This window comes from Vibrio lentus, from assembly GCF_030409755.1.
Classification (GTDB): Bacteria; Pseudomonadota; Gammaproteobacteria; order Enterobacterales; family Vibrionaceae; genus Vibrio; species Vibrio lentus.
This window is the reverse complement of sequence record NZ_JAUFQE010000002.1, coordinates 2,570,044-2,591,229: the sequence shown is the minus strand read 5'-3', so window position 1 is coordinate 2,591,229 and position 21,186 is coordinate 2,570,044. Positions and strand designations below refer to the sequence as shown.

General features: G+C 44.1%; 23 protein-coding genes and 1 other RNA gene. 14 read left to right on the top strand and 10 right to left on the bottom strand.

The features are described 5' to 3' along the window. Positions 1-101: 101 nt before the first annotated feature. The 3 genes from QWZ07_RS19930 to mscS all read left to right on the top strand — a co-directional run bounded on the left by QWZ07_RS19930 (position 102) and on the right by mscS (position 3,743). The gene (locus QWZ07_RS19930; protein WP_065102942.1) at positions 102-1,265 is read left to right on the top strand and encodes a phosphoglycerate kinase; all 1,164 of its coding nucleotides are present in this window, start codon (positions 102-104) and stop codon (positions 1,263-1,265) included. Positions 1,266-1,420: 155 nt separating this feature from the next. Continuing rightward, positions 1,421-2,497 carry a class II fructose-bisphosphate aldolase gene (gene fbaA / locus QWZ07_RS19925; RefSeq protein ID WP_102513480.1) on the top strand — a complete coding sequence of 359 codons (1,077 nt, stop codon included), beginning with the start codon at positions 1,421-1,423 and terminating at the stop codon, positions 2,495-2,497. A 379-nt stretch (positions 2,498-2,876) separates the two neighbouring features. Further along, positions 2,877-3,743 carry a small-conductance mechanosensitive channel MscS gene (mscS, locus tag QWZ07_RS19920; protein ID WP_192852321.1) on the top strand — a complete coding sequence of 289 codons (867 nt, stop codon included), beginning with the start codon at positions 2,877-2,879 and terminating at the stop codon, positions 3,741-3,743. Between the two features lie 99 nt (positions 3,744-3,842). Here the strand turns inward: mscS and QWZ07_RS19915 are convergent, their stop codons facing one another. Beyond that, a complete protein-coding gene (locus QWZ07_RS19915) occupies positions 3,843-4,469 on the bottom strand; it encodes a LysE/ArgO family amino acid transporter (protein WP_192852320.1) in 627 nt (208 codons plus the stop codon). 142 nt (positions 4,470-4,611) lie between these two features. On the opposite strand from QWZ07_RS19915, the gene QWZ07_RS19910 reads away from it, so the two are divergent. Together QWZ07_RS19910 and QWZ07_RS19905 are read left to right on the top strand one after the other, a co-directional pair. Beyond that, complete coding sequence (locus tag QWZ07_RS19910) at positions 4,612-5,508, top strand: LysR family transcriptional regulator ArgP (protein ID WP_192852319.1); 897 nt, start codon at positions 4,612-4,614, stop codon at positions 5,506-5,508. Positions 5,509-5,618: 110 nt separating this feature from the next. After that, positions 5,619-6,332 carry an oxidative stress defense protein gene (locus QWZ07_RS19905; RefSeq protein ID WP_065110775.1) on the top strand — a complete coding sequence of 238 codons (714 nt, stop codon included), beginning with the start codon at positions 5,619-5,621 and terminating at the stop codon, positions 6,330-6,332. Positions 6,333-6,452: 120 nt separating this feature from the next. On the opposite strand, the gene serA is transcribed toward QWZ07_RS19905, so the two are convergent. The 5 genes from serA to zapA form a co-directional block, all read right to left on the bottom strand. Then, the gene (serA, locus tag QWZ07_RS19900; protein ID WP_017108127.1) at positions 6,453-7,682 is read right to left on the bottom strand and encodes a phosphoglycerate dehydrogenase; all 1,230 of its coding nucleotides are present in this window, start codon (positions 7,680-7,682) and stop codon (positions 6,453-6,455) included. Between the two features lie 260 nt (positions 7,683-7,942). Then, a complete protein-coding gene (rpiA, locus tag QWZ07_RS19895; protein ID WP_102327117.1) occupies positions 7,943-8,599 on the bottom strand; it encodes a ribose-5-phosphate isomerase RpiA in 657 nt (218 codons plus the stop codon). A gap of 102 nt (positions 8,600-8,701) precedes the next feature. After that, positions 8,702-9,301, bottom strand: a complete 600-nt coding sequence (locus QWZ07_RS19890; RefSeq protein WP_192852318.1) for a 5-formyltetrahydrofolate cyclo-ligase — start codon at positions 9,299-9,301, stop codon at positions 8,702-8,704. A gap of 6 nt (positions 9,302-9,307) precedes the next feature. After that, positions 9,308-9,490, bottom strand: a non-coding RNA gene (ssrS, locus tag QWZ07_RS19885) — 6S RNA. 11 nt (positions 9,491-9,501) lie between these two features. Next, positions 9,502-9,810 carry a cell division protein ZapA gene (gene zapA / locus QWZ07_RS19880; protein WP_004735366.1) on the bottom strand — a complete coding sequence of 103 codons (309 nt, stop codon included), beginning with the start codon at positions 9,808-9,810 and terminating at the stop codon, positions 9,502-9,504. A 307-nt stretch (positions 9,811-10,117) separates the two neighbouring features. On the opposite strand from zapA, the gene QWZ07_RS19875 reads away from it, so the two are divergent. The 3 genes from QWZ07_RS19875 to QWZ07_RS19865 are packed head-to-tail and all read left to right on the top strand — an operon-like array spanning position 10,118 to position 13,131. Then, entirely contained in the window at positions 10,118-10,693 is a 576-nt protein-coding gene (locus QWZ07_RS19875; RefSeq protein ID WP_017108131.1) for a YecA/YgfB family protein, read from the top strand. Between the two features lie 24 nt (positions 10,694-10,717). Then, positions 10,718-11,896 (top strand): 2-octaprenyl-6-methoxyphenyl hydroxylase, encoded by a 1,179-nt coding sequence (ubiH, locus tag QWZ07_RS19870; protein WP_192852336.1) that lies wholly within the window; start codon positions 10,718-10,720, stop codon positions 11,894-11,896. A gap of 11 nt (positions 11,897-11,907) precedes the next feature. Beyond that, positions 11,908-13,131, top strand: a complete 1,224-nt coding sequence (locus QWZ07_RS19865; protein WP_192852317.1) for an FAD-dependent 2-octaprenylphenol hydroxylase — start codon at positions 11,908-11,910, stop codon at positions 13,129-13,131. Between the two features lie 137 nt (positions 13,132-13,268). Here QWZ07_RS19865 and QWZ07_RS19860 read toward each other — a convergent pair whose 3' ends face one another. The 3 genes from QWZ07_RS19860 to ygfZ form a co-directional block, all read right to left on the bottom strand. Next, the gene (locus tag QWZ07_RS19860) at positions 13,269-13,475 is read right to left on the bottom strand and encodes a DUF1107 domain-containing protein (RefSeq protein ID WP_192852316.1); all 207 of its coding nucleotides are present in this window, start codon (positions 13,473-13,475) and stop codon (positions 13,269-13,271) included. Between the two features lie 564 nt (positions 13,476-14,039). Then, on the bottom strand, positions 14,040-14,501 hold the full coding sequence (locus tag QWZ07_RS19855; RefSeq protein ID WP_017108135.1) for an aminoacyl-tRNA deacylase: 462 nt from the start codon (positions 14,499-14,501) through the stop codon (positions 14,040-14,042). 4 nt (positions 14,502-14,505) lie between these two features. Then, on the bottom strand, positions 14,506-15,477 hold the full coding sequence (gene ygfZ / locus QWZ07_RS19850) for a tRNA-modifying protein YgfZ (RefSeq protein WP_192852315.1): 972 nt from the start codon (positions 15,475-15,477) through the stop codon (positions 14,506-14,508). Between the two features lie 167 nt (positions 15,478-15,644). On the opposite strand from ygfZ, the gene QWZ07_RS19845 reads away from it, so the two are divergent. Both QWZ07_RS19845 and QWZ07_RS26420 read left to right on the top strand, forming a co-directional pair. After that, the gene (locus QWZ07_RS19845; protein WP_004735374.1) at positions 15,645-15,905 is read left to right on the top strand and encodes an FAD assembly factor SdhE; all 261 of its coding nucleotides are present in this window, start codon (positions 15,645-15,647) and stop codon (positions 15,903-15,905) included. Further along, positions 15,853-16,281 (top strand): protein YgfX, encoded by a 429-nt coding sequence (locus QWZ07_RS26420; RefSeq protein ID WP_318842396.1) that lies wholly within the window; start codon positions 15,853-15,855, stop codon positions 16,279-16,281. The genes QWZ07_RS19845 and QWZ07_RS26420 overlap by 53 nt, the downstream gene beginning before the upstream one ends. Before the next feature lie 110 nt (positions 16,282-16,391). On the opposite strand, the gene nadB is transcribed toward QWZ07_RS26420, so the two are convergent. Beyond that, positions 16,392-18,008 (bottom strand): L-aspartate oxidase, encoded by a 1,617-nt coding sequence (nadB, locus tag QWZ07_RS19835; RefSeq protein ID WP_017108682.1) that lies wholly within the window; start codon positions 18,006-18,008, stop codon positions 16,392-16,394. A 389-nt stretch (positions 18,009-18,397) separates the two neighbouring features. Between nadB and rpoE the strand changes: the two genes are divergently transcribed. The 4 genes from rpoE to QWZ07_RS19815 are packed head-to-tail and all read left to right on the top strand — an operon-like array spanning position 18,398 to position 21,052. Continuing rightward, complete coding sequence (gene rpoE / locus QWZ07_RS19830; protein ID WP_008223963.1) at positions 18,398-18,976, top strand: RNA polymerase sigma factor RpoE; 579 nt, start codon at positions 18,398-18,400, stop codon at positions 18,974-18,976. Between the two features lie 26 nt (positions 18,977-19,002). Beyond that, on the top strand, positions 19,003-19,626 hold the full coding sequence (locus tag QWZ07_RS19825; RefSeq protein ID WP_029223232.1) for a sigma-E factor negative regulatory protein: 624 nt from the start codon (positions 19,003-19,005) through the stop codon (positions 19,624-19,626). Further along, positions 19,623-20,585: a sigma-E factor regulatory protein RseB gene (gene rseB / locus QWZ07_RS19820; protein ID WP_017108141.1), complete on the top strand. Its 963-nt coding sequence runs from the start codon at positions 19,623-19,625 to the stop codon at positions 20,583-20,585. Before QWZ07_RS19825 ends, rseB begins: the two co-directional genes overlap by 4 nt. Further along, entirely contained in the window at positions 20,582-21,052 is a 471-nt protein-coding gene (locus QWZ07_RS19815; RefSeq protein ID WP_192852313.1) for a SoxR reducing system RseC family protein, read from the top strand. Before rseB ends, QWZ07_RS19815 begins: the two co-directional genes overlap by 4 nt. Positions 21,053-21,186: the final 134 nt, after the last annotated feature.

The following is a 21,186-nucleotide window of genomic DNA, read 5'->3' as shown; positions in this document are numbered from 1 at the left end:
TTACTAGTAGTTAAAGAATTACCAGTTGAATAATTTATAGGCTTAGCAGGGTTGCTGAGTTTCCAAAACTTTATTTTTATTTAAATTTGAGAGGACAAATCATGTCTGTGATCAAGATGACTGACCTGGAACTTGCAGGTAAACGCGTATTTATCCGTGCTGACCTAAACGTACCAGTAAAAGACGGTAAAGTAACTTCAGATGCACGTATCCTAGCATCTCTACCAACTATCAAACTTTGCCTAGAAGCTGGCGCAAAAGTTATGGTTACTTCTCACCTTGGTCGTCCTACTGAAGGCGAATACAACGAAGAGTTCTCTCTAGCTCCTGTAGTTAACTACCTAAACGACGCACTAGACTGCGAAGTTAAGCTAGCGAAAGATTACGTAAATGGCCTAGAGCTAAACGCTGGCGAACTAACTGTTCTTGAAAACGTTCGTTTTAACAAAGGCGAGAAGAAGAACGAAGAAGCACTTTCTAAGCAATACGCTGCACTATGTGACATCTTCGTGATGGACGCATTCGGTACAGCTCACCGTGCTCAAGCTTCTACACACGGCGTTGGTACTTACGCTCCTGTAGCATGTGCTGGTCCTCTTCTAGCTGCTGAGCTTGAAGCTCTTGGTAAAGCAATGGACAACCCAGCTCGCCCACTAGTGGCTATTGTTGGTGGTTCTAAAGTTTCTACCAAACTAACAGTTCTAGAATCTCTTTCTAAAATCGCTGACCAACTTGTTGTTGGTGGTGGTATCGCGAACACGTTCATCGCTGCTGAAGGCCACAACGTAGGTAAGTCTCTATACGAAGCTGACCTAGTTGAAACAGCTCAGAAGCTAATGAAAGAGTGTGCTATCCCAGTAGCGACTGACGTTGCATGTGCTAAAGCATTCGACGAAAACGCAGAAGCTGAAATTAAGCACGTTTCTGAAGTTCAAGACGACGACATGATCTTCGACCTTGGCCCAGATTCAACTGCAGCTCTAGCTGAAATCATCGGCAACGCAAAAACGATTCTTTGGAACGGCCCTGTAGGCGTATTCGAATTCAAAAACTTCGAAGCGGGTACTGCTGGTATTTCTAAAGCAATCGCTGACTCTGAAGGTTTCTCTGTAGCAGGCGGTGGTGACACGCTAGCGGCTATCGACAAGTTCGGTATCAAAGCAGATGTTTCTTACATCTCTACTGGCGGCGGCGCTTTCCTTGAGTTTGTTGAAGGTAAAGTACTTCCTGCAGTAGCAATGCTTGAAGAGCGTGCTAAAGCGTAATTGATTTAGAAAGGCGAGATGTGAATCTCGCCTTTTAACGTTTGCTGCGTATCACACTTTTTTGCTAGAATGGCATAAGTTGTGAGCAAACGATTGCAAATTTTTAAACTTAAGTTTTTTAATCTTAAAACGATAGAATAAATAGGACTATTTCCATGTCTAAGATCTTCGATTTTGTAAAACCTGGTGTGATTTCTGGCGATGACGTACAGAAAGTATTTGAAGTAGCAAAAGCAAACAAATTTGCTCTTCCTGCAGTAAACGTTGTTGGTACTGACTCTGTAAACGCAGTACTAGAAGCAGCTGCTAAAGTTAAGTCTCCAGTTGTTGTTCAGTTCTCTAACGGCGGCGCTGCATTCTTCGCAGGTAAAGGCGTTAAACTTGAAGGTCAAGGCGCACAAGTTCTTGGTGCTGTAGCTGGTGCAAAATACGTACATGCTGTAGCTGAATCTTACGGTGTTCCAGTTATCCTTCACACTGACCACGCTGCTAAGAAACTTCTACCATGGATTGACGGTCTACTAGACGCTGGTGAAGAGTTCTTCGCACAAACTGGTAAGCCTCTATTCTCTTCTCACATGCTAGACCTTTCTGAAGAGTCTCTAGAAGAGAACATTGAAACATGTGCTACTTACCTAGCTCGCATGGCTAAAATGGACATGACAATCGAGATCGAACTTGGTTGTACTGGTGGTGAAGAAGACGGCGTTGATAACTCTGATATGGACGCATCTGAGCTTTACACTTCTCCAGAAGACGTAGCTTACGCATACGAGAAACTAATGGCTGTTAGCCCACGTTTCACTATCGCTGCATCTTTCGGTAACGTACACGGTGTTTACCAAGCTGGTAACGTTGTACTTACTCCAACTATCCTACGTGACTCTCAAGCATACTGTGCAGAGAAGTTCGGTATCGCACCTAACGCTCTAAACTTCGTATTCCACGGTGGTTCTGGTTCTTCTGAAGCTGAAATCCAAGAGTCTATCGGCTACGGTGTTATCAAAATGAACATCGATACTGATACACAGTGGGCAACTTGGGACGGTATCCGTAAGTACTCTGCTGAAAACTTCGATTTCCTACAAGGTCAAATCGGTAACCCAACTGGCGAAGCTGCGCCAAACAAGAAGTACTACGATCCACGCGTATGGCTACGTGCTGCTCAGTCTTCAATGGTCACTCGTCTTGAGAAAGCATTCGCTGACCTTAACGCTGTAGACGTACTGTAATTCTTTGAATTAAGTACTCTTTAAGTTTTAAAAGCCCGCTCATTGAGCGGGTTTTTTTTATGTCTGATAAAAACTTGTACTAAATATGTGAAAAACCTAGCGTGCGGTGAATAAATTTCGTAGTCTTTTAGTTATCGGTATTTGTGTTTATTGGTAAGTTTTATTAATTCAAAAGCTTACATAAATATGACTTTGCAATCTGTCAAAGATAGGATATCGTGCCGAAAAATTGAACTTGGTTCAGTTTATAAAAAAGGACTTGGCTTTAATTTACTTTTAACACAACGACTTAACGTGAGTTATACGGTTTATCTTGTTGTTGGGTAAGTTTGGCTTAAGGCAGTTTAGCTCATAGCATATTATATAGAGGATGCACATTATGGCTGAGAGTTCTACAACGATTGAGACCCCGCTTGTGGATGGTCTTTCAAATGCAGAACAGTGGTTAACGGATAACTCAGATTTGTTTATTCAGTACGGTGTAAACATTATTTCTGCGCTCGTTATTCTATTTATTGGTAACTTAATTGTTAAAGTAGTTGCGAATAGCGTGTCTAAGGTTCTTCAGAAGAAGAAAATGGACCGAGCGGTTGTCGAGTTTATCCATGGCTTAGTTCGTTACTTGTTGTTTGTTATTGTTCTAATTGCAGCTCTTGGTCGCTTAGGTGTTCAAACAGCGTCTGTGGTTGCTGTAATTGGTGCGGCTGGTTTAGCTATTGGTCTGGCTCTACAAGGCTCACTATCTAACTTTGCAGCTGGTGTACTTATCGTTGCATTCCGTCCATTCAAGTCTGGTGACTACGTGGAGATTGGTGGTGTAGCAGGTTCGGTTGATTCAATTCAAATCTTCCAAACAGTTCTAACAACGCCAGACAACAAGATGGTTGTAGTACCGAACGGTAGCGTTATTGGTAGCCCAATTACTAACTACTCTCGTCATGACACGCGTCGTATTGATCTAATGATTGGTGTTTCTTACAACGCCGATCTTCAAAAGACAAAAGCGCTACTGACTAAGATTTGTGAATCTGATGAACGTGTACTTAAAACACCGGGTGTTCAAGTTGGTGTTCATACACTAGCGGATTCTTCAGTAAACTTTGTCGTTCGCCCATGGGTTAACACTGCAGAGTACTGGGATGTGTATTTTGACCTTATGCAAGCAATCAAAGAAGGCTTGGATAACGAAGGTATCGAAATTCCATTCCCGCAAATGGATGTACACATGAATAAAGTAGAAGCTTAATCTCCAATTAGTTTTTATAGCTATAAGCTTTTATAAGGAAAGGCGGATAACTTAGGTTATCCGCCTTTTTTGTTGGTTTCATGGAGCTAAATAGATTTATCAGTATTGTTCAATCAGCCCATTAGCGAGCACAAGTGCAATGGCAAACATCATGGTCGCGACTCCGATATCGATACCTTTCTTAACCTTCGGCTTAGATAGCGTTGGGCCTAGCTTTGCAGCGCCCAATGACAAAGAGTAAAACCACACGAACGAAGCCAAGATCGTCCCCATAGCAAAAGCGATTCTGTCGTTGCCTTCAAACTGTCCGCCAATGGATCCTAGAATCACCACGGTATCCAAATAGAGATGGGGGTTTAATACAGTGACTGCTAATGCACCTAAAATAACGGTGCGCTTACCGCGAGCTAATATCTCACCTTTTGATTCATCACTGGCACGTGTTCTGAACGCACTGCGCAGTGATAGCAAGCCATAAACTGTAAGAAAGGCGATACCCCCCAATGTCACTGAGGTGAGCAATAATTCATTTTGCGACAGGATAGCTCCGCCACCAAAAATACCCAATGAGATGAACAAGGTATCGAGTAAGCTACAAATCGTCGCCGTGGTTAGGTGGTGATTGCGTTTTATCCCTTGATTTAAGACGTACGCATTCTGAGCGCCAATAGGGATAATCATGCTTGCCCCTAGACCAAAACCTTGTAATAAAACCCAAAAATTCATTTTAACCTCCACTTAATTAACGATATTTACGTGCTATATGGCGAAGATACTCCGACCTTTAAAATAAGTATAATTAATGATTTTAATCTATTATTAGAGTTGCTAATGTCGGTGGTAGTTAGGTTAAAAAGGAAACAAGTTGATGCGTGGATTGGATTACAAATGGATAGAAGCACTCGATGCAGTAGTGAAACAACGCAGTTTTGAAAGGGCGGCTGAGCAGTTGTACATCTCCCAATCGGCGGTGTCTCAACGCATCAAACAACTGGAAAAATGGTTAGCCCAACCCGCGCTTGTGAGAGAAAGTCCGCCAAGACCAACACCGGCAGGAAAAAAGCTGTTGGGTTTGTATCGTCGTGTTCGTTTGTTAGAGCATGAGCTTGTCCCTGAGTTGATGAATGAAGAGGGTACTCAACCTCTTTCCCTATCAATAGCGACCAATGCTGATAGTTTGGCGACATGGCTGTTGCCTGCGTTATCTGATGTGATGAACTCACGTCAAGTTGAGTTGAACCTTGCGATTCATGGTGAATCGAGAACGATCGAAAAAATTAAGAGTGGGGAAGTAGCAGGGGCGATCAGTCTTGAATCACAGCCTATTCCTGGGTGCAGCGCTGACTATCTCGGTCGTATGGACTACGTGTGTGTGGCGAGTCCTAGCTTTCATCAACGCTACTTCTCTGATGGGGTGAACTATTCGACATTAACCAAAGCTCCTGCGGTTTCGTATGACCAATACGATGATCTGCATAAGAAGTTTTTGCATGATCATTTTAATGTTCCGAGAGACAGCGTTATCAATCATACGGTGGGAAGTTCAGAAGCTTTTGTGCGACTCGCTCTCTCTGGTGTCGCCTATTGTTTGATCCCTCGACTGCAGATTGTTGAAGAGTTGAAATCAGGGACACTGATTGATGTCACGCCCGGCTTCTTGCTGTCTTATCGTATCTATTGGCACCATTGGCAGCTTGAGAGTGGGGTGTTGAAGGAAATCTCTCAAGCCATATTAAGTTATGCTCACAATCACTTACCTCAGTAAACTGTTGGTTTTTTCATCGTCAAAGTTCTGTTAGAAGTTGGGTATCAGGATTGGCTATGCGACAAATTGCTCTATGATAAAAGAACATTTGTTCAGCGTGGGTTTTCCTAATGAAGTTTGTACCAAAAATCTTAGCAACGTCTCTTACTCTTACTGCAGCGTTGAGTGCTGTGAGTTTTCCATCATTGGCAAATTCTCCCTCTTTTCCGCATATTTCAACGACGGGCTATGGTGAAGTGATCGCGACACCGGATATGGCAACATTCTCTGTTAGAGTTGTAGAATCAACAATGACCGCTGAACAAGCTAAAAATACTGTCGATAAAGTCGTGACAGGCTTTCTCAACAAGCTGCAAAAAGCAGGGGTTGATGAGGCTAGCGTACACAGCTCTAACCTGTACTTATCGCCTCAATACCATTACCCGAAAGATGGTAAGCCTGAACTGGTTGGCTACCGTGCTTCACGTAATGTGACGGTTCAAGTTAATGATTTAGCTAATCTAAATGACTACATGGATATTGCTATTGGTCAGGGTATTAATCAGATCGATAACATTCAACTGCAGGTTCGTGATCAAGCTAAGTATCAAGAGCAGGCTCGTTTAGAAGCAATCAAGGATGCGAGATCGAAAGCCAAATCATTGGCGAGTGGTTTTGAGCGTGATCTAGGTGATGTGTGGCGTGTGGATTATAACGCACAGTCTTCACAGCCTGTGCTCATGCGTTCAATGGCGATGGATGCAAGAACAGAATCGAACTCTTATGAAGATTCAACGATCACCATTCGTGATCGTGTCAACGTGATCTACCAATTAGAAGAGTAGTGAACGCACCTTAAGAAGGTTTTGGATCATCATGATCTTTTTACCTACCATAGGCCAAATACTAAAAAGGCTCTCATTGCGAGAGCCTTTTCTGTTTTTACTTATGGTCTAATTCGATGATTAGTGAAGAAGACGAGCACGGATTGTGCCTTCGATCTCTTTCAATTTAAGCAGAGCTTCTTGTGAACGATCAGCTTCCACATCGATAACCACATAACCCATATCTGCGGCAGTTTGTAGATACTGACCTGCGATGTTGATGCCTTCTTCAGCGAAGATGGTGTTGATCTGAGTAAGAATACCTGGACGGTTCTCGTGGATGTGTAGCAAACGAGAAGTGCCTGTATGCAATGGCAGTGAAACCTCAGGGAAGTTAACACTTGATAGTGTAGAGCCATTATCAGAGTACTTAGCAAGCTTACCAGCAACTTCTACGCCGATGTTCTCTTGTGCTTCCTGTGTTGAACCACCAACGTGAGGGGTAAGAATCACGTTATCGAACTGCATCAATGGTGACTCAAATGGGTCAGCATTAGTTTTTGGTTCTGTTGGGAAAACATCGATAGCTGCACCCGCAAGGTGACCAGAATCTAGAGCGCCACATAATGCTGGGATATCAACAACAGTGCCACGAGCGGCGTTGATGAAGATAGAACCTGGTTTCATGCGGTCGAACTCTTCTTTGCCCATCATGTTCTTGGTTTCATTAGTTTCTGGAACATGCAGAGAAATGACATCACACTTGTTCAGAAGATCAGTCATTGTATGGACTTGAGTTGCGTTACCCAAAGACAGCTTGTTTTCGATATCGTAGAAGTAAACACGCATACCAAGGTTTTCAGCAATAATACCCAGCTGAGTACCAATGTGACCGTAGCCAATAATACCTAAACGCTTACCACGAGCTTCGTAAGAGTTGTCTGCACTCTTTTTCCAGATACCACGGTGAGCAAGAGCATTCTTTTCAGGGATACCACGAAGTAGTAGTAGAACCTGACCAAGAACCAGCTCAGCAACACTTCGAGTGTTTGAGAACGGAGCGTTGAACACAGGGATACCACGTTTTGCTGCCGCTTGAAGGTTTACTTGGTTAGTACCAATACAGAAACAACCGACTGCAACCAGCTTTTCAGCCGCATCAATAACTTCTTGGGAGATGTTTGTGCGAGAACGGATACCAATGAAGTGAGCATCTTTTACTGCTTCAAGAAGTTCATCTTCAGGTAGCGAGCCTTTGTGGTACTCAATATTTGTGTAACCAGCGGCTTGCAGTACTTCTACAGAAGAAGGGTGAAGACCTTCTAGAAGTAGAATTTTTATTTTTTCTTTTTCCAGTGAAACTTTGGCCATTGTTCTCGTCCTTAAAATGGAAAGGTTGGGCAAATGCGGCGCACGTGCTACAAAATGGCTGAAAGGGGAACAAATTCACCACTTTGTCAGGAGACAAACGTTTTCCCTGTGCGTCTTCTGAACAATAAAGTAACAAAAAAAAATGTTTTGGGTAAGAAAATTACGGAATAAGACATAATTTTACAGGTATAAAGCAAAAAAAACGGCGCCCTCGGGCACCGTATGTAATGAAGTAACAGAAAAACTCAATCTTCTATTATTTATTCTTCGATTTTTGCACCTTCAGGCGTGCCAGTGATAACTACATCAGCACCACGGTGAGCGAACAGACCAACCGTTACCACACCAGCGATACCATTGATGATATCTTCTAGCTGTTTTGGATTTTCGATCGCCATGCCGTACACATCTAGGATCACGTTGCCGTTATCGGTTGTGCAGCCTTCGCGGTAAACTGGGTCACCACCAAGTTTTACTAATTCACGAGCAACGTATGAACGTGCCATTGGGATAACTTCAACAGGCAGTGGGAATTTACCCAACACATCAACTGCTTTCGTACCATCAACGATACAAATAAACTTGTCTGAGATAGCGGCAACGATTTTTTCACGGGTCAAAGCAGCACCACCGCCTTTGATCATATCGCGTGAACTGTTAATTTCATCCGCGCCATCCACATAGATGTCTAACTTGAATACGTCATTGCACTCAAAAACTTTGATTTCTAGCGCTTCTAGTTTTTCAGTAGAGGCTACAGAGCTTGAAACCGCACCTTTGATTTTGTCTTTCATTGTGCCAAGTGCGTCGATGAAGTGATTTACTGTAGAGCCAGTACCGACACCTACAATGCTGCCTTCTTCAACATATTGAAGTGCTGCCCAGCCAGCTGCTTTTTTCATTTCATCTTGAGTCATGCCATTCTCCTGAATAAGGTCTTGCGCTGTGAATTAATCGTTCGCGTATTAAAGTTAACGTTTGTATATCGAGGTTAACGTTTGCGGCGCGATTATAGCGCTTTAATGGTTGTTTTCCCATTGCCAAGTTTTACTCGGAGTCACGATTTTAGGTAACGGAATGTCCCAACCTTCAATAGGTAAGCGATTGACATGTTGACAATCGTGAGCGAGACCAATCGGGGTTGCGCCATTGCCGGTCTCAAACCATTGAGCCAAAGTGCGATCGTAATATCCACCGCCCATTCCTAAGCGATGTCCCTGAGAGTCAAAGCCCACCAAGGGTGTGAGAATAAGATCGAGTTGTTGGCATGGTTTGACGAGCAATTGATTCAGCTGAGGTTCAACGATACCGTATTTATTAAGGACGGTCGGTGTGTCTGGAGAATAATGAAGAAATAACAGGTGTCCGGCTGAGAAGGGGTGCAATACCGGTAAATAAGTTTGCTTACCTTGCGCCCATAACCATTCAATTAACGGCTGGGTATCGAGTTCGCCATCGATGGATATATAGAGTGCGATATGCTGAGCAGACTGAATTTCATCAAGTTGAGCACACTGCTGGACTAAATCTAAACCGGATTGAGTTTGTTGTTCGCCAGATAATGCATTACGTTTGGTGCGGATCTGTTTGCGAAATTCGCTGCGTGTGAGCGTCTTCATAAGAAGGGATACCCCAAAGTGCCGTTGAGAATAGATGGCCCTTGAACCAGCGAGTTCAAGGCGGATCAGCAATGATTACCGTAGGCTTCTCGGCGGACCGAGCATGCTCAATAGCACTCAAGTACTAACCCTTAGGGATTGCTTATCGGCTCGGGGACGTGAATCCTCTGACAAACACTCCAGGGTAAATTTTGTGTACGCTATTGCTGTCCGTGCTTAACTTTACTGAGGACATCAGAAAGTGATGTCGTGAGCTGTTCCATTCGCTCGGTCAGTGCGTTTTGTTCGTCGTTTGCTTCAAACTTCTTGGTTTGTAGCTCATAACAAATATTCAGAGCTGCGATCGTTAGCAGCTTCACTTCATTGGTTACCTTAGTACGTTCAGCCATCTCTTTCAATCGATTATCAAGATCGGCCGCCGCTGCAATTAATGACTCCTCTTGCCCAGGAGGACAATTAACTCGAGTCAGTTTTCCTAATATTTCAACGTCTACCGCTTGATTACTCATGATGGATGAACTCTTTAACGCGCTATTTTTAAGGCTGTTGCACTTTCTCCTTTTTGAAAAAGAAAAAGAGCAAACACCGCTGAGGAAGCAATCTCCTCTGAGGGAGAAACTATAGGTAAACCGCTATTAAGATTCAAGCTTTTCAGAGTGACTGTTTGTAAATGAGAGCTTGAGCACACAGTAATTCAGCAAATTGAACATTTGGTAGTCAGTCATCCTTCAATTGCTGGGGATCGATGCTTACCAGAATTGGGGTGAAGTGGTACGATTATACTATCGATATAAAGAATAACTGAGCGAGCTACTGATGAGCGAAACTACTTTACCTGACTACCTAACGGTTGCGACTGAACTTCAATCGGCAAGCCTAGCCGTAACACCTGCTGAAATGCATGGTCTGTTAACGGGTATGTTAAGTGGAGGTTTAAACCTTACAGATAAAAGCTGGCAACCACTGATCTTTGATTACACCAATGAAGGCATGGGTTGGCCTGATCGTGTCTTAACGTTAGCAGAAGCTACATTAAAGGTGACGACCAGCGAAATTACTGGTTCTGGCATGGAATTATCTATGTTGTTGCCTGATGAAGACGCAAGTGCGAGCCTATTTGACCTTGCTGATGGTGTGTCTGATTGGATTAACCACTTTATTTCTGGTTTGGGTTTAGTGGGCGCTCCGTTAAACAAAGCGTCTGATGGCACCAAAGAAGCCTTGGCTGATCTGGAAGAGATGGCGAAGCTGGGTATTGATGAAGAAGACGACTTAGAAGAGCAAGCACAGCTTCTAGAACACGTTATCGAGCATGTCAAAGCGTGTGCATTAACGATTCATGCAGAGTTTGGTGCTCGTCCATCTGAAGATGCCGCTCCAACCATTCACTAATTCGTTTGCTCGCTTGAGGTTATGATGGCTCAGTATGATGTTGTAATTGCTGGTGGTGCAATGGCGGGGGCAACCTTGGCCCTTGCTCTGAACCACTTAAGTCAAGGCTCTCTGTCTATTGCGGTAGTGGAGCCTTATCAGGTTGATCATCAAGCTCACCCTGGATTCGATTCTCGTTCTATCGCTTTGTCCTATGGTACAGTTCAGATCCTTGACTTTTTGCAGTTGTGGCAATCTATCGCTCCCGTTGCAACCCCGATCAAAGATATTCATGTATCAGATCGAGGTCATGCTGGAATGACGGATATCTACAGTGAAGACCTTGCTGTTGATGCGCTTGGCTACGTGGTGGAGTTGGCGGATGTTGGTCGGATCTATCAGCAGAAATTAGAATCAGAAGCAGCAATTACGATGCTTTGCCCTGAGTCTGTTAGAACCGTTGAACGTGATGAATCGTTAACGACGATTGAGCTTACAAGTGGGCAAACAGTAACCACTAAGTTATTGGTTGCAGCTGACGGTGCTATCTCAACCTGTTGTCAGCAACTGAATATCCCATTGAGTGAACATGACTTTGAACAAGTTGCTGTGATTGCCAATATCGTTGCTAGTGAGCCTCATCAAGGTCGAGCCTTTGAGCGTTTTACTTATCATGGGCCAGTTGCTCTGTTACCGATGAGTGACAATCGTTTGTCTCTGGTTTGGTGTCTGCCACCAGAGCAAGCACAGCAAGTCGTCGCTTTAAGCGACAACGAATTTCTTGAGCAGCTGCAGAAAGATTTTGGTTGGCGATTGGGGCGATTGGAAAAAGTGGGCAAGCGTGCGAGTTACCCATTAATTCTTCGTCATCGCCAGCAGAATATTTCTCATCGTTTTGCGATCGTAGGCAATGCTGCTCAAACGCTTCACCCCATTGCGGGCCAAGGTTTTAACCTCGGCATTCGTGATGTCGCTTCTTTGGCTGAAGAGTTATGTAACCAACTGGATGATGTTGGGCGTTACACTGGTCTTGTTAACTTTAGAAAGCGTAGAGAACAAGACAGAGACACTACGATTACGTTGACTTCAAGCCTCGTTCATCTGTTCTCAAATGATTTTATGACCGCTCGTATTGGGCGTAATCTTGGGTTAGCCGTAATCGATAACCTCCCATCTCTTAAAGGTCCACTTTTGCGTCATACGCTTGGCCTAGTAGATAGATAAGGTAAAAAATAATGATGCAAAGTGTTGATATCGCTATTGTTGGCGGTGGCATGGTTGGCCTAGCGCTCGCGGCCGCATTGAAAGACAGTGACTTAAGAGTTGCGGTGATTGAAGGCAAAGCTCCCAGTGAAGGGCTTAGTGAATTACCCGATGTGAGAGTGTCGGCGCTGAGCCGTTCGAGTGAAGTCATTCTGCGTAATCTAGGGGCATGGCAAGGTATCGAACAAAGACGTGCTGCGCCCTACCAAGCGATGGAAGTGTGGGAACAAGACAGCTTTGCTCGCATCGAGTTTGACTCGACACGCTTAGCACAGCCTAACCTAGGCCATATTGTAGAGAACCGCGTAATTCAATTAGCGCTGCTTGATCAGGTTAAGAAGCAAGATAATGTCAGCCTATACATGCCAGCGACGTGCAAAATGATGGCGATTGGTGAGAGCGAAGCATGGTTAACGCTAGACAATGGCCAAGCGCTGACCGCTAAGTTAGTTGTTGGAGCTGACGGTGCAAACTCTTGGGTTCGCAAACAGCAAGATATCCCACTAACACATTGGGATTACGGCCACAGTGCGATCGTCGCGAACATCAAAACAACAGAGCCTCACCACAGTGTTGCTCGTCAAATATTCACACCACAAGGGCCGCTGGCGTTCCTGCCAATGCAACCAACGAATATGAGCTCTATCGTTTGGTCTACGGAACCAAATCGTGCCGAGAAGCTTGTATCCATGTCGGATGCTGATTTCAATAAACAGCTCACGGCTGAATTTGATGCCAAGCTTGGATTGTGCGAAGTGGTTGGTGAGCGTTTTGCCTTCCCACTGCGAATGCGATACGCACGAGATTTCGCGGTAGAGCGTGTAGCTTTGGTTGGTGATGCTGCTCATACGATTCACCCGTTAGCGGGGCAGGGTGTCAACTTAGGGCTATTAGATGCTGCAAGCTTAGCGCAAGAGCTGTTAACGCTGTGGGCTGCTGGCGAGGACATTGGTACTAAGCGTAACCTTCGTGGCTATGAGCGCTGGAGAAAAGCAGAGGCGGCGAAGATGATTGCGTCTATGCAGGGCTTTAAAGATCTGTTTGAAGGTGACAATCCAGCCAAGAAGCTGATTCGTGGTATCGGTATGAAGCTTGCGGGTCAACTGCCTGGTGCGAAAGATGAAATCATGAAAAGAGCACTCGGCCTATCAGGGAACCTTCCTGATTTAGCAAAACGTCCCGTGACTCACCGATAGTGATTTAATGGTTAAGCTGTTGAACATTAATAACGAATGACTCGTGGCAGAACAGGTTTTCAGAATCATAAGTACTAAAAAAGGGTTGGCATTAATATGCTAACCCTTTTTATTTCGAATTCTGTTAGATAATCAGATCAGACGTATGCACAACGCAGCTTCATGATTTCACTGTTGATCTCTTTCACGGTTTGAAAATGACGTCTCTCTGCTCGCTCCGGTAGTACGAGCTTGCCATTATCAAACTCAAATTTGCCGACGCCGTAAATGTAGATTCGTCCTTTGAAAAGTCGACTTACATGTTTAGCAATCATACCCGGTGTATAGCGCTTAAACAGTCTCATTCTTAATTATCCTTATATTTACCTAGCCTGCATATTATAGAAAAAATCCATGATAATAATTGTGATAAGCGTGGATTAATATGCAGCAGAGTTGACGTTTATTAGATATTTGTGCTGTTCTAAGCACTTCCTGTAGTAAATATCTATTTTTACGTGAGCTTCTCCTCAAAATAATAGTGAGTAGGGAAACTGCCATGAACTTTCCTGTTCGGTATTAAGCAGTAGAGATGTTACAAGTATAAGAATAGGCGGGATTTTTTTATTTGTGTAATCAAATTGTAAATTTTAGACATAAAAAAAGCCCGTCTAAAACGGGCGAATAGTCACAGATGCATTACACAAAAGTGGATACTGATGTTACTCAGTGGATTCACTTGTACTGATTTACCTAAAGGCTAGTCAGTAAATTAACAATAACGCAGATTTAATCTTGTGACTACCTATGCTTTTATTTTGATTAAATATTTACTATTAATGTGTTTTTCTTATGACGAACTTCACACAAAATATGTATTTAATGAAAACTTTAAGTGAGGTTTGCGATCAATTACGCCTTAGAGTGGATCATCGACAGATCTCTGCGACGATAGGGGCACACAAAGCCATAAGATCATCGAGATCCAATGCGACGCCAGCCATTCGATCACCAGAGCTGATCGTCACGAAGGCGTTATTCTGAAGAGAAGGATCAAAAATGATCGGCATGTGTCTCTTCAGAGCAAGCGGCCCGACACATCCAGCCTTAAAGCCAGTGATGGCTTCAACATCTTTCAGTGATACGCAGGTCATTCTACGGCAATTCAGTACCGAGCGTACTTTCTTAGGGTCGACAGAGCGATCACCAGCAATACAGGCTAACGCATACTGGTTTCCCATATCCTTGAGCAGGATGCACTTGACCATTTGAGAGGCATCGATGCCTCGTTCTTGCGCTGTCTCTTCGATGCTGGTGGTTGGTTTGCTTTGCATCAGCAGGCGATAATCCACCTGCTGTTGATCCAACCATTGTGTAATCAGAGTTTCCACGTGGTTACTCTTCGTCAAGGCTGTAAGGCAGTGGCAGAATGTTCCACACTTGATCAGGCTGCGCAGTCAATCGAAGCTGAACATCGTCATCAAGGTTGTTTGGCAACACCATCAAACCCATCGCGTGGTTATCAGCAAATTGATACACGTTTAATAGTCGGCCTGCGCCACGCCAGTTTTCACCCACGCTGCGTTCTAGTTCAATCGTATTTTCAAGAGACAGTACATCTGAAGTCGTTCCTGAAACAATGCGCATTTCACGCTTGTTCATGCCACGATACTTAGCACGAGCAACCGTTTCTTGACCTGTGTAGCAGCCTTTTGAAAAGCTGATACCGCCAATCGCTTGCAGGTTAAGTGCTTGAGGAATGTGCTCGTTTTGCTCTGCTTTCGATAAGTTCGGTTGAGCATCAAGAATTTCATGATACTGCCAAAGTGCTTCCGATACTTTTTCTGCTGTGCTGTTTGATACCAAAGCTTCGGCTGCTTCTTCTGTCACAAGTAGAGCCCAACGGTTGTCGGAGACTTGAACCGCTGTACCACCAGAGATAACGCGCACTTTACCTTGGCTTTCTGAAATCGAGTCAATGTATTGATCAGCGGACGCGCCCATCACACCGATAACAACGTCAGACGTTTGCTCGATATCAACCTTAGAGAATACGGCGTATTTCTTGATTTCAACTAATTCGACGTCAATCGCAGACTTAGGTTGCATGAGTGCGTAGCCACCGTTGTGGTGGAACAAGCGAAAGATACTCCATACCTTTCCTTTCGCATCACAATGCGCACCTAATGTAGATTCATCATTAGGAAGAGTGACGACATCGCAAGTAACTTGACCTTGTAGGTACGACTTTTTGTCATCGCCTATCATGGTAATTGCGCTCCAATCTGACACGTGTGTCATCATCAGTTCTGGAAGCGATTCATTTTGCGTATGAGCGAGCGGCTGAAATGTGTTTTTCCAATCCATTTTATCTTTCCTAAGAATTTTATTTGGCTCTATGTTAATCCGGTTCTGTTTCTTTGTCAGCCTAGGTTTTTTTGTGAGCTTAGATAGGGACTGTGACTCACATAGTAGTTGCAGAGCGTATGACTTGTTACACTCCGAGAAAGAAAAATTATAGGTGAGGATAGCCAATGTACACTGCAGAGCAGAAAGCACGAATTAAATGGGGTTGCCGTCGCGGCATGTTAGAACTTGATGTAGTCATCATGCCATTTTTTGAAGAGTGTTTTGATTCGTTGCAAGAGCAGGAACAGCGCGAGTTTGTTTCTCTATTAGAGTGTGATGACCCAGATCTGTTTACTTGGGTGATGGGACACGGGCGCAGTGAAAACCTAGGTCATGCATCAATGGTTGATAAAATTGTCGCGCATAACCTCAGCAAGGTTCGTTAGGCTTCAGCTTAACCCTTCATATTCCGCATTATTTGCAAAAGGCACTATTTTTGGGTGCCTTTTGTTTTTCATCGTATTCTCCTCCATCCCTCTTGTTGCCAGTCTCTACTGTTTGTATCTCATGATCGCTTTATTCAAAACCGATACGGTTGTGGTTAATGCTGCTCATGGTTGTTTCGATTACAAACTCGATGGGGAAGTTAGATTGAATGACCAACATTATGTTCTCAAGACCGTCGATAAGGTTTGGGCGCAATTTTTCGTTAAACTGAGTTTTGAATGTGGACATTCAGTACTGTTATGGCGAGATAGTTGTGATGAACGTGAGTATCGACATTTTCTGGCAAACCTACAACGAGCCCGCGAGATAAGCTAGAGCATCAAATAAAAGAAAGCGTTAGACAAAAGAAAAGAGAGCACTTGGCTCCCTTTCATTTGATTGCTTTTGGTTAACCTATTAAGCCGCTAATAACTTTTAACCAATGGTTATGATTGGTTTCTCTCTGGTGTGAGAATGGTTGGACCGCTGTCTTCTGCAAGCTCTGGGTAATCCAACGTATAGTGCAGGCCTCGGCTCTCTTTACGTTGCATCGCACAACGCACCATCAGTTCTGCTACTTGCAATAAGTTACGCAGTTCAAGCAGGTTGTTCGAAACCTTAAAGTAACTGTAGTACTCATGAGTTTCTTGCTGCAGCATCTGAATACGGCGCATTGCACGTTCTAGACGTTTATCCGTTCGAACAATACCCATGTAATCCCACATGAACAGTCTTAGCTCGTGCCAGTTATGTTGAATGATTACCTCTTCATCACTGTTGGTGACTTGGCTTTCATCCCATGCAGGCAGTTCAGCACACAGTTGAGATTGGTCGATGTTCTCAACGATATCTTTCGCTGCAGCCCATGCGTATACCACACACTCAAGCAATGAGTTTGAAGCCATACGGTTCGCACCGTGTAGGCCGGTGTAGCTCACTTCGCCAATCGCATATAAGTTAGTTAAGTCGGTTTGACCTTGCTTATTCACCATCACACCACCACAAGTGTAGTGGGCAGCCGGTACGATAGGGATCGGCTCTTTGGTCATGTCGATACCCAAATCCATCAAACGCGTGTGGATCATTGGGAAATGCGCGGTAATGAATTCTTCAGGCTTGTGGCTGATGTCGACATACATGCAGTCTGCGCCTAAGCGCTTCATTTCAAAATCAATCGCACGAGCAACCACATCACGAGGGGCCAGTTCACCACGCTCGTCGAAGTCCTTCATGAATCTTGAACCATCAGGGCGACGTAAATAAGCGCCTTCGCCACGCAATGCTTCTGTCAGAAGGAAGTTACGCGCTTCTGGGTGGAATAGACATGTTGGGTGGAATTGGTTGAATTCGAGGTTTGCGACACGACAACCAGCACGCCAAGCGATAGCAATACCATCACCTGAAGAGACGTCAGGGTTTGAAGTGTATTGGTAAACCTTGGAAGCGCCGCCAGTTGCGAGTACCACAAATTTAGCACGCACGGTTTCTACGTGTTCTTGGTTACGGTTCCAGATGTAGGCACCGATAACTTTGTCTTTCGAACCACCGACTTTATCTTCTGTGATCAAATCAAGTGCATTGTGACGCTCAAAGATCTCGATGTTGGGGTGATTATTGACGTTGTCTTGTAGTGAGGTTTGCATCGCCATGCCAGTTGCATCGGCAGCGTGCAAAATTCGGCGGTGGCTGTGTCCGCCTTCACGAGTGAGGTGATATTTAGGTTGGCCTTCAGTGCTGTTCTCATCTTTATCAAATGGAACGCCGCCATCAATTAGCCACTGCACACACTCTTTTGCATTTTCAGCAATGAATTGAACTGTATCTTCTTCACATAGCCCAGCACCAGCAATTTGAGTATCTTCTACGTGAGACTCAATACTGTCTGATTCATCGAATACCGCGGCAATACCACCTTGTGCGTAATACGTCGATCCTTCGCTACGTGGTCCTTTGCTTAATACAATTACTTTTGCATGTTCTGCTACACGTAAGGCTAATGACAAGCCTGCCGCACCACTTCCTACCACTAATACATCACACTGATGTTCACGGTTTGCGTTCATAAAACTTATTAAATCCCGGGCTATAGTAGAGTTGTCCACTCTCAATTGACTCTGTCTTGTTTTAGGAGTTGGGGTAAGACTGTTATAATCCCCGCAGTGCCATCCTAAAACGCTATGCAAAATCAAGATATAGACAGCTATCTAGAAATATTTAATTGCTCAATACCATTGCTTTTGCTCAAGTTTCCCCAAATTAATAGGGATAGCTATTTTTATTACATCACATTGTGAAACAATAATGGCAAATAATTTTAAGAAAGTTGGAACTTTCAGTATTTGGCTTAGTCACAATAGTGCTCTTGTAGACGGTGGTGTCAATACTACATTTCGCATAATTAGTACCCATATCTGCGAAGGTAAGGGTTATAACAATAGGAGTACCCGCTCGAATGAACGAGCAGCTAACCGATCAAGTGTTGATTGAGCGAGTGCAGAGTGGAGATAAGCAGGCATTTAACTTACTAGTGGTTAAGTACCAAAATAAAGTGTGTAACCTTATCTCTCGATACGTGAATAATTCTGGTGATGTACCTGATGTAGCACAAGAAGCTTTTATTAAAGCTTACCGCGCGATACCTAATTTTCGTGGCGAAAGTGCCTTCTATACATGGTTGTACCGAATTGCCGTGAACACCGCTAAAAATCATATTGTTGCTCAGAGCCGCAGGCCGCCAGCAACAGATGTTGATGCAGAAGATGCAGAATATTACGAAACAGGCAGCGCGTTAAAAGAAATATCGAACCCTGAGAACTTAACGCTGTCCAAAGAATTGAAACAGGTCGTTTTTGGTGCGATTGAAGCGTTACCAGAAGACTTAAAAACTGCAATGACGCTGCGTGAGCTCGAAGGTTTGAGCTACGAAGAGATTGCAGAAGTAATGGATTGCCCTGTAGGAACCGTACGTTCGCGTATTTTCCGAGCTCGTGAAGCAGTGGAAAAGAAAATTAAACCTCTTTTACAACGCTAGAACTTGTAATAATTATGGTGAAAATAATGGCTGATAAAGAAAAGCTTTCGACACTCATGGATGGAGAAATGATCGACAAAGCTCTGATTGCAGAGTTGGAGTCTGATCAAGAAAGCATGGATACCTGGCAGAATTACCATTTAATTGGTGATGTAATGCGTGGGGATGCGCCAGAAAGTCAAGGTTGGAACATTGCTAACAGTGTTGCCGCTGCGCTTGAAAGCGAGCCAGCACACGGTTCAATGTCGAACTTGCACCAAGTGAATGTAGAACCTGTTGTTGCTCCAATTGAAGAACAACCGAAACCTCAACAAGCTAAGCGCCAGCTTCCTGCTTGGTTACAACAGTTTGGACAAGTTGCCGTTGCAGCCTGTGTTTCTCTAGCTGTTGTGTTAGGTGTTCAACAATATGGTGGCAGTGACCCAGCAGCACCAGAACAGCTGCCTGTACTCCAGACGATTCCGTTTGCGGGTTCTGCTGAACCAGTAAGCTTGACGCGTGACTCTGTTGAGAAACCAGCATCTGAAGCTAACTTGCAAGAGCAGCGCAAACGCGTTCATGCATTGTTAGAAGATTATGAGTTACAGCTAAGATTAAACAGTGATGCATCGCCAATGCAAGATGCACATCTAGAATCGGACATTGAATGAAGAAAATCCTGGTCAGTGCACTGACACTGTTCAGCTTGATGTCTCCAACGGCCTTTGCAGAGGAAATTACTGCAAAGGCGTTATTGCATCAAATGAACGAGGCCAGTCAGCATCTAAATTACGAACTCTCCTATATCTTGATAAAGAAGAGCAGTATTGAACCTCTGCTTTATCGTCATGCAGTTAACGACGACCAACAACTAGCACACCTTGTTTACTTAAGCGGCCCTGTTCGCGAAGTCATTCGACGTGGCGACGAAGTTAGCTATATAGAACCGGGTACAGAACCATTCACTATCCAGTCTGGCAGCATGGTTGCACCTGTCATTCCTATGATTAACCGAGATATTGACGCGCTTAACGACTACTACGATTTCGTTAAAGTTGGTCGAGCTCGTGAAGCTGGAAGTACTACACAAGTATTGCGAGTGGTTCCGAAAGATGGGCTTCGCTATTCTTATGTCGTATGGGTTGACGAAAAAACCAATCTTCCTTTACGTGCCGATCTTCTTGATCGTGACGGTGAGGTCTTAGAACAGTACCGCACTATTTCTTACGTGGTAAATGACAAAATTGCAGAGGCGATGGGGGGCTTGAATAGCGCTCAACTGCCGAAAGTACTGTCATTGCCTGAAGGTTTAGTGAGTGAAACTAACTGGGAAGTGTCTTGGATTCCGGAAGGCTTTAAGTCAAAAGAACTCAGTCGTTATCCAATGGCGGCAACCAATAAAATGGTTGAGAGCCAACTGTTCAGTGATGGATTATTCAGTTTCTCGGTGTACGTTGCCGATAAAGATGAACATTCATTGAAAGGTCAGTTGGTGCGTCAAGGACGTCGAACGTTACACAGTTTAGTGAATGGAGACCGCGAGATCTCTGTAGTGGGTGACATTCCGCCAGCCACCGCTAAGCGTATTGCTCAATCAATCAAGTTTGCTAATTCGGTTCCAGCGCAATGATGACCGCGCTTGCTACCGTCAGCTCAGTCGAACAAAAAGGTAAGCAATTTTTTGTTCATCTGAGCTGCGAACAACAAACCAGTTGCAGTAGCTGTTCTTCTCAAAAGAGCTGTGGAACCGGTATTGTTACTAAAGCTGTCGGCAATAAATCTTTGTTTTGGCAGCTTAAAACCAAAAGTTTAGTTAAAGCAGGACAAATCGTAGAAATTGGCTTTCCAGAAAAAAGCCTACTTCAGTCGGCGGCGATTGTTTACCTCATTCCACTTTTCATGTTGATGATTGGTGCTGGTTTTGGACAACTCTTGTTACAACCCTTACTCCAAGGGGGCGAGGGCATTGTTATCTTAAGTGCTGTGCTGTTTACTGCTGGTGGTATTGCCTTAGCTAAGCGGTTAGCCAAACCTATGGAAGACAAATCCAAGCAAGAAGTCGTCTTGATTCGAATCCTAGGCGAGCCTCTCGTCTAATTTATGATGCTTCTTGCCCTTAAATTGGGTAGAATCTGCCAACTTGATTGAAATGCCGCCACCAATGCTGACTGTAGATTGGACGCGTCGCGGCTTTCTTATTATCCCTATTCAAAGAGTTTAGTCACACCAAG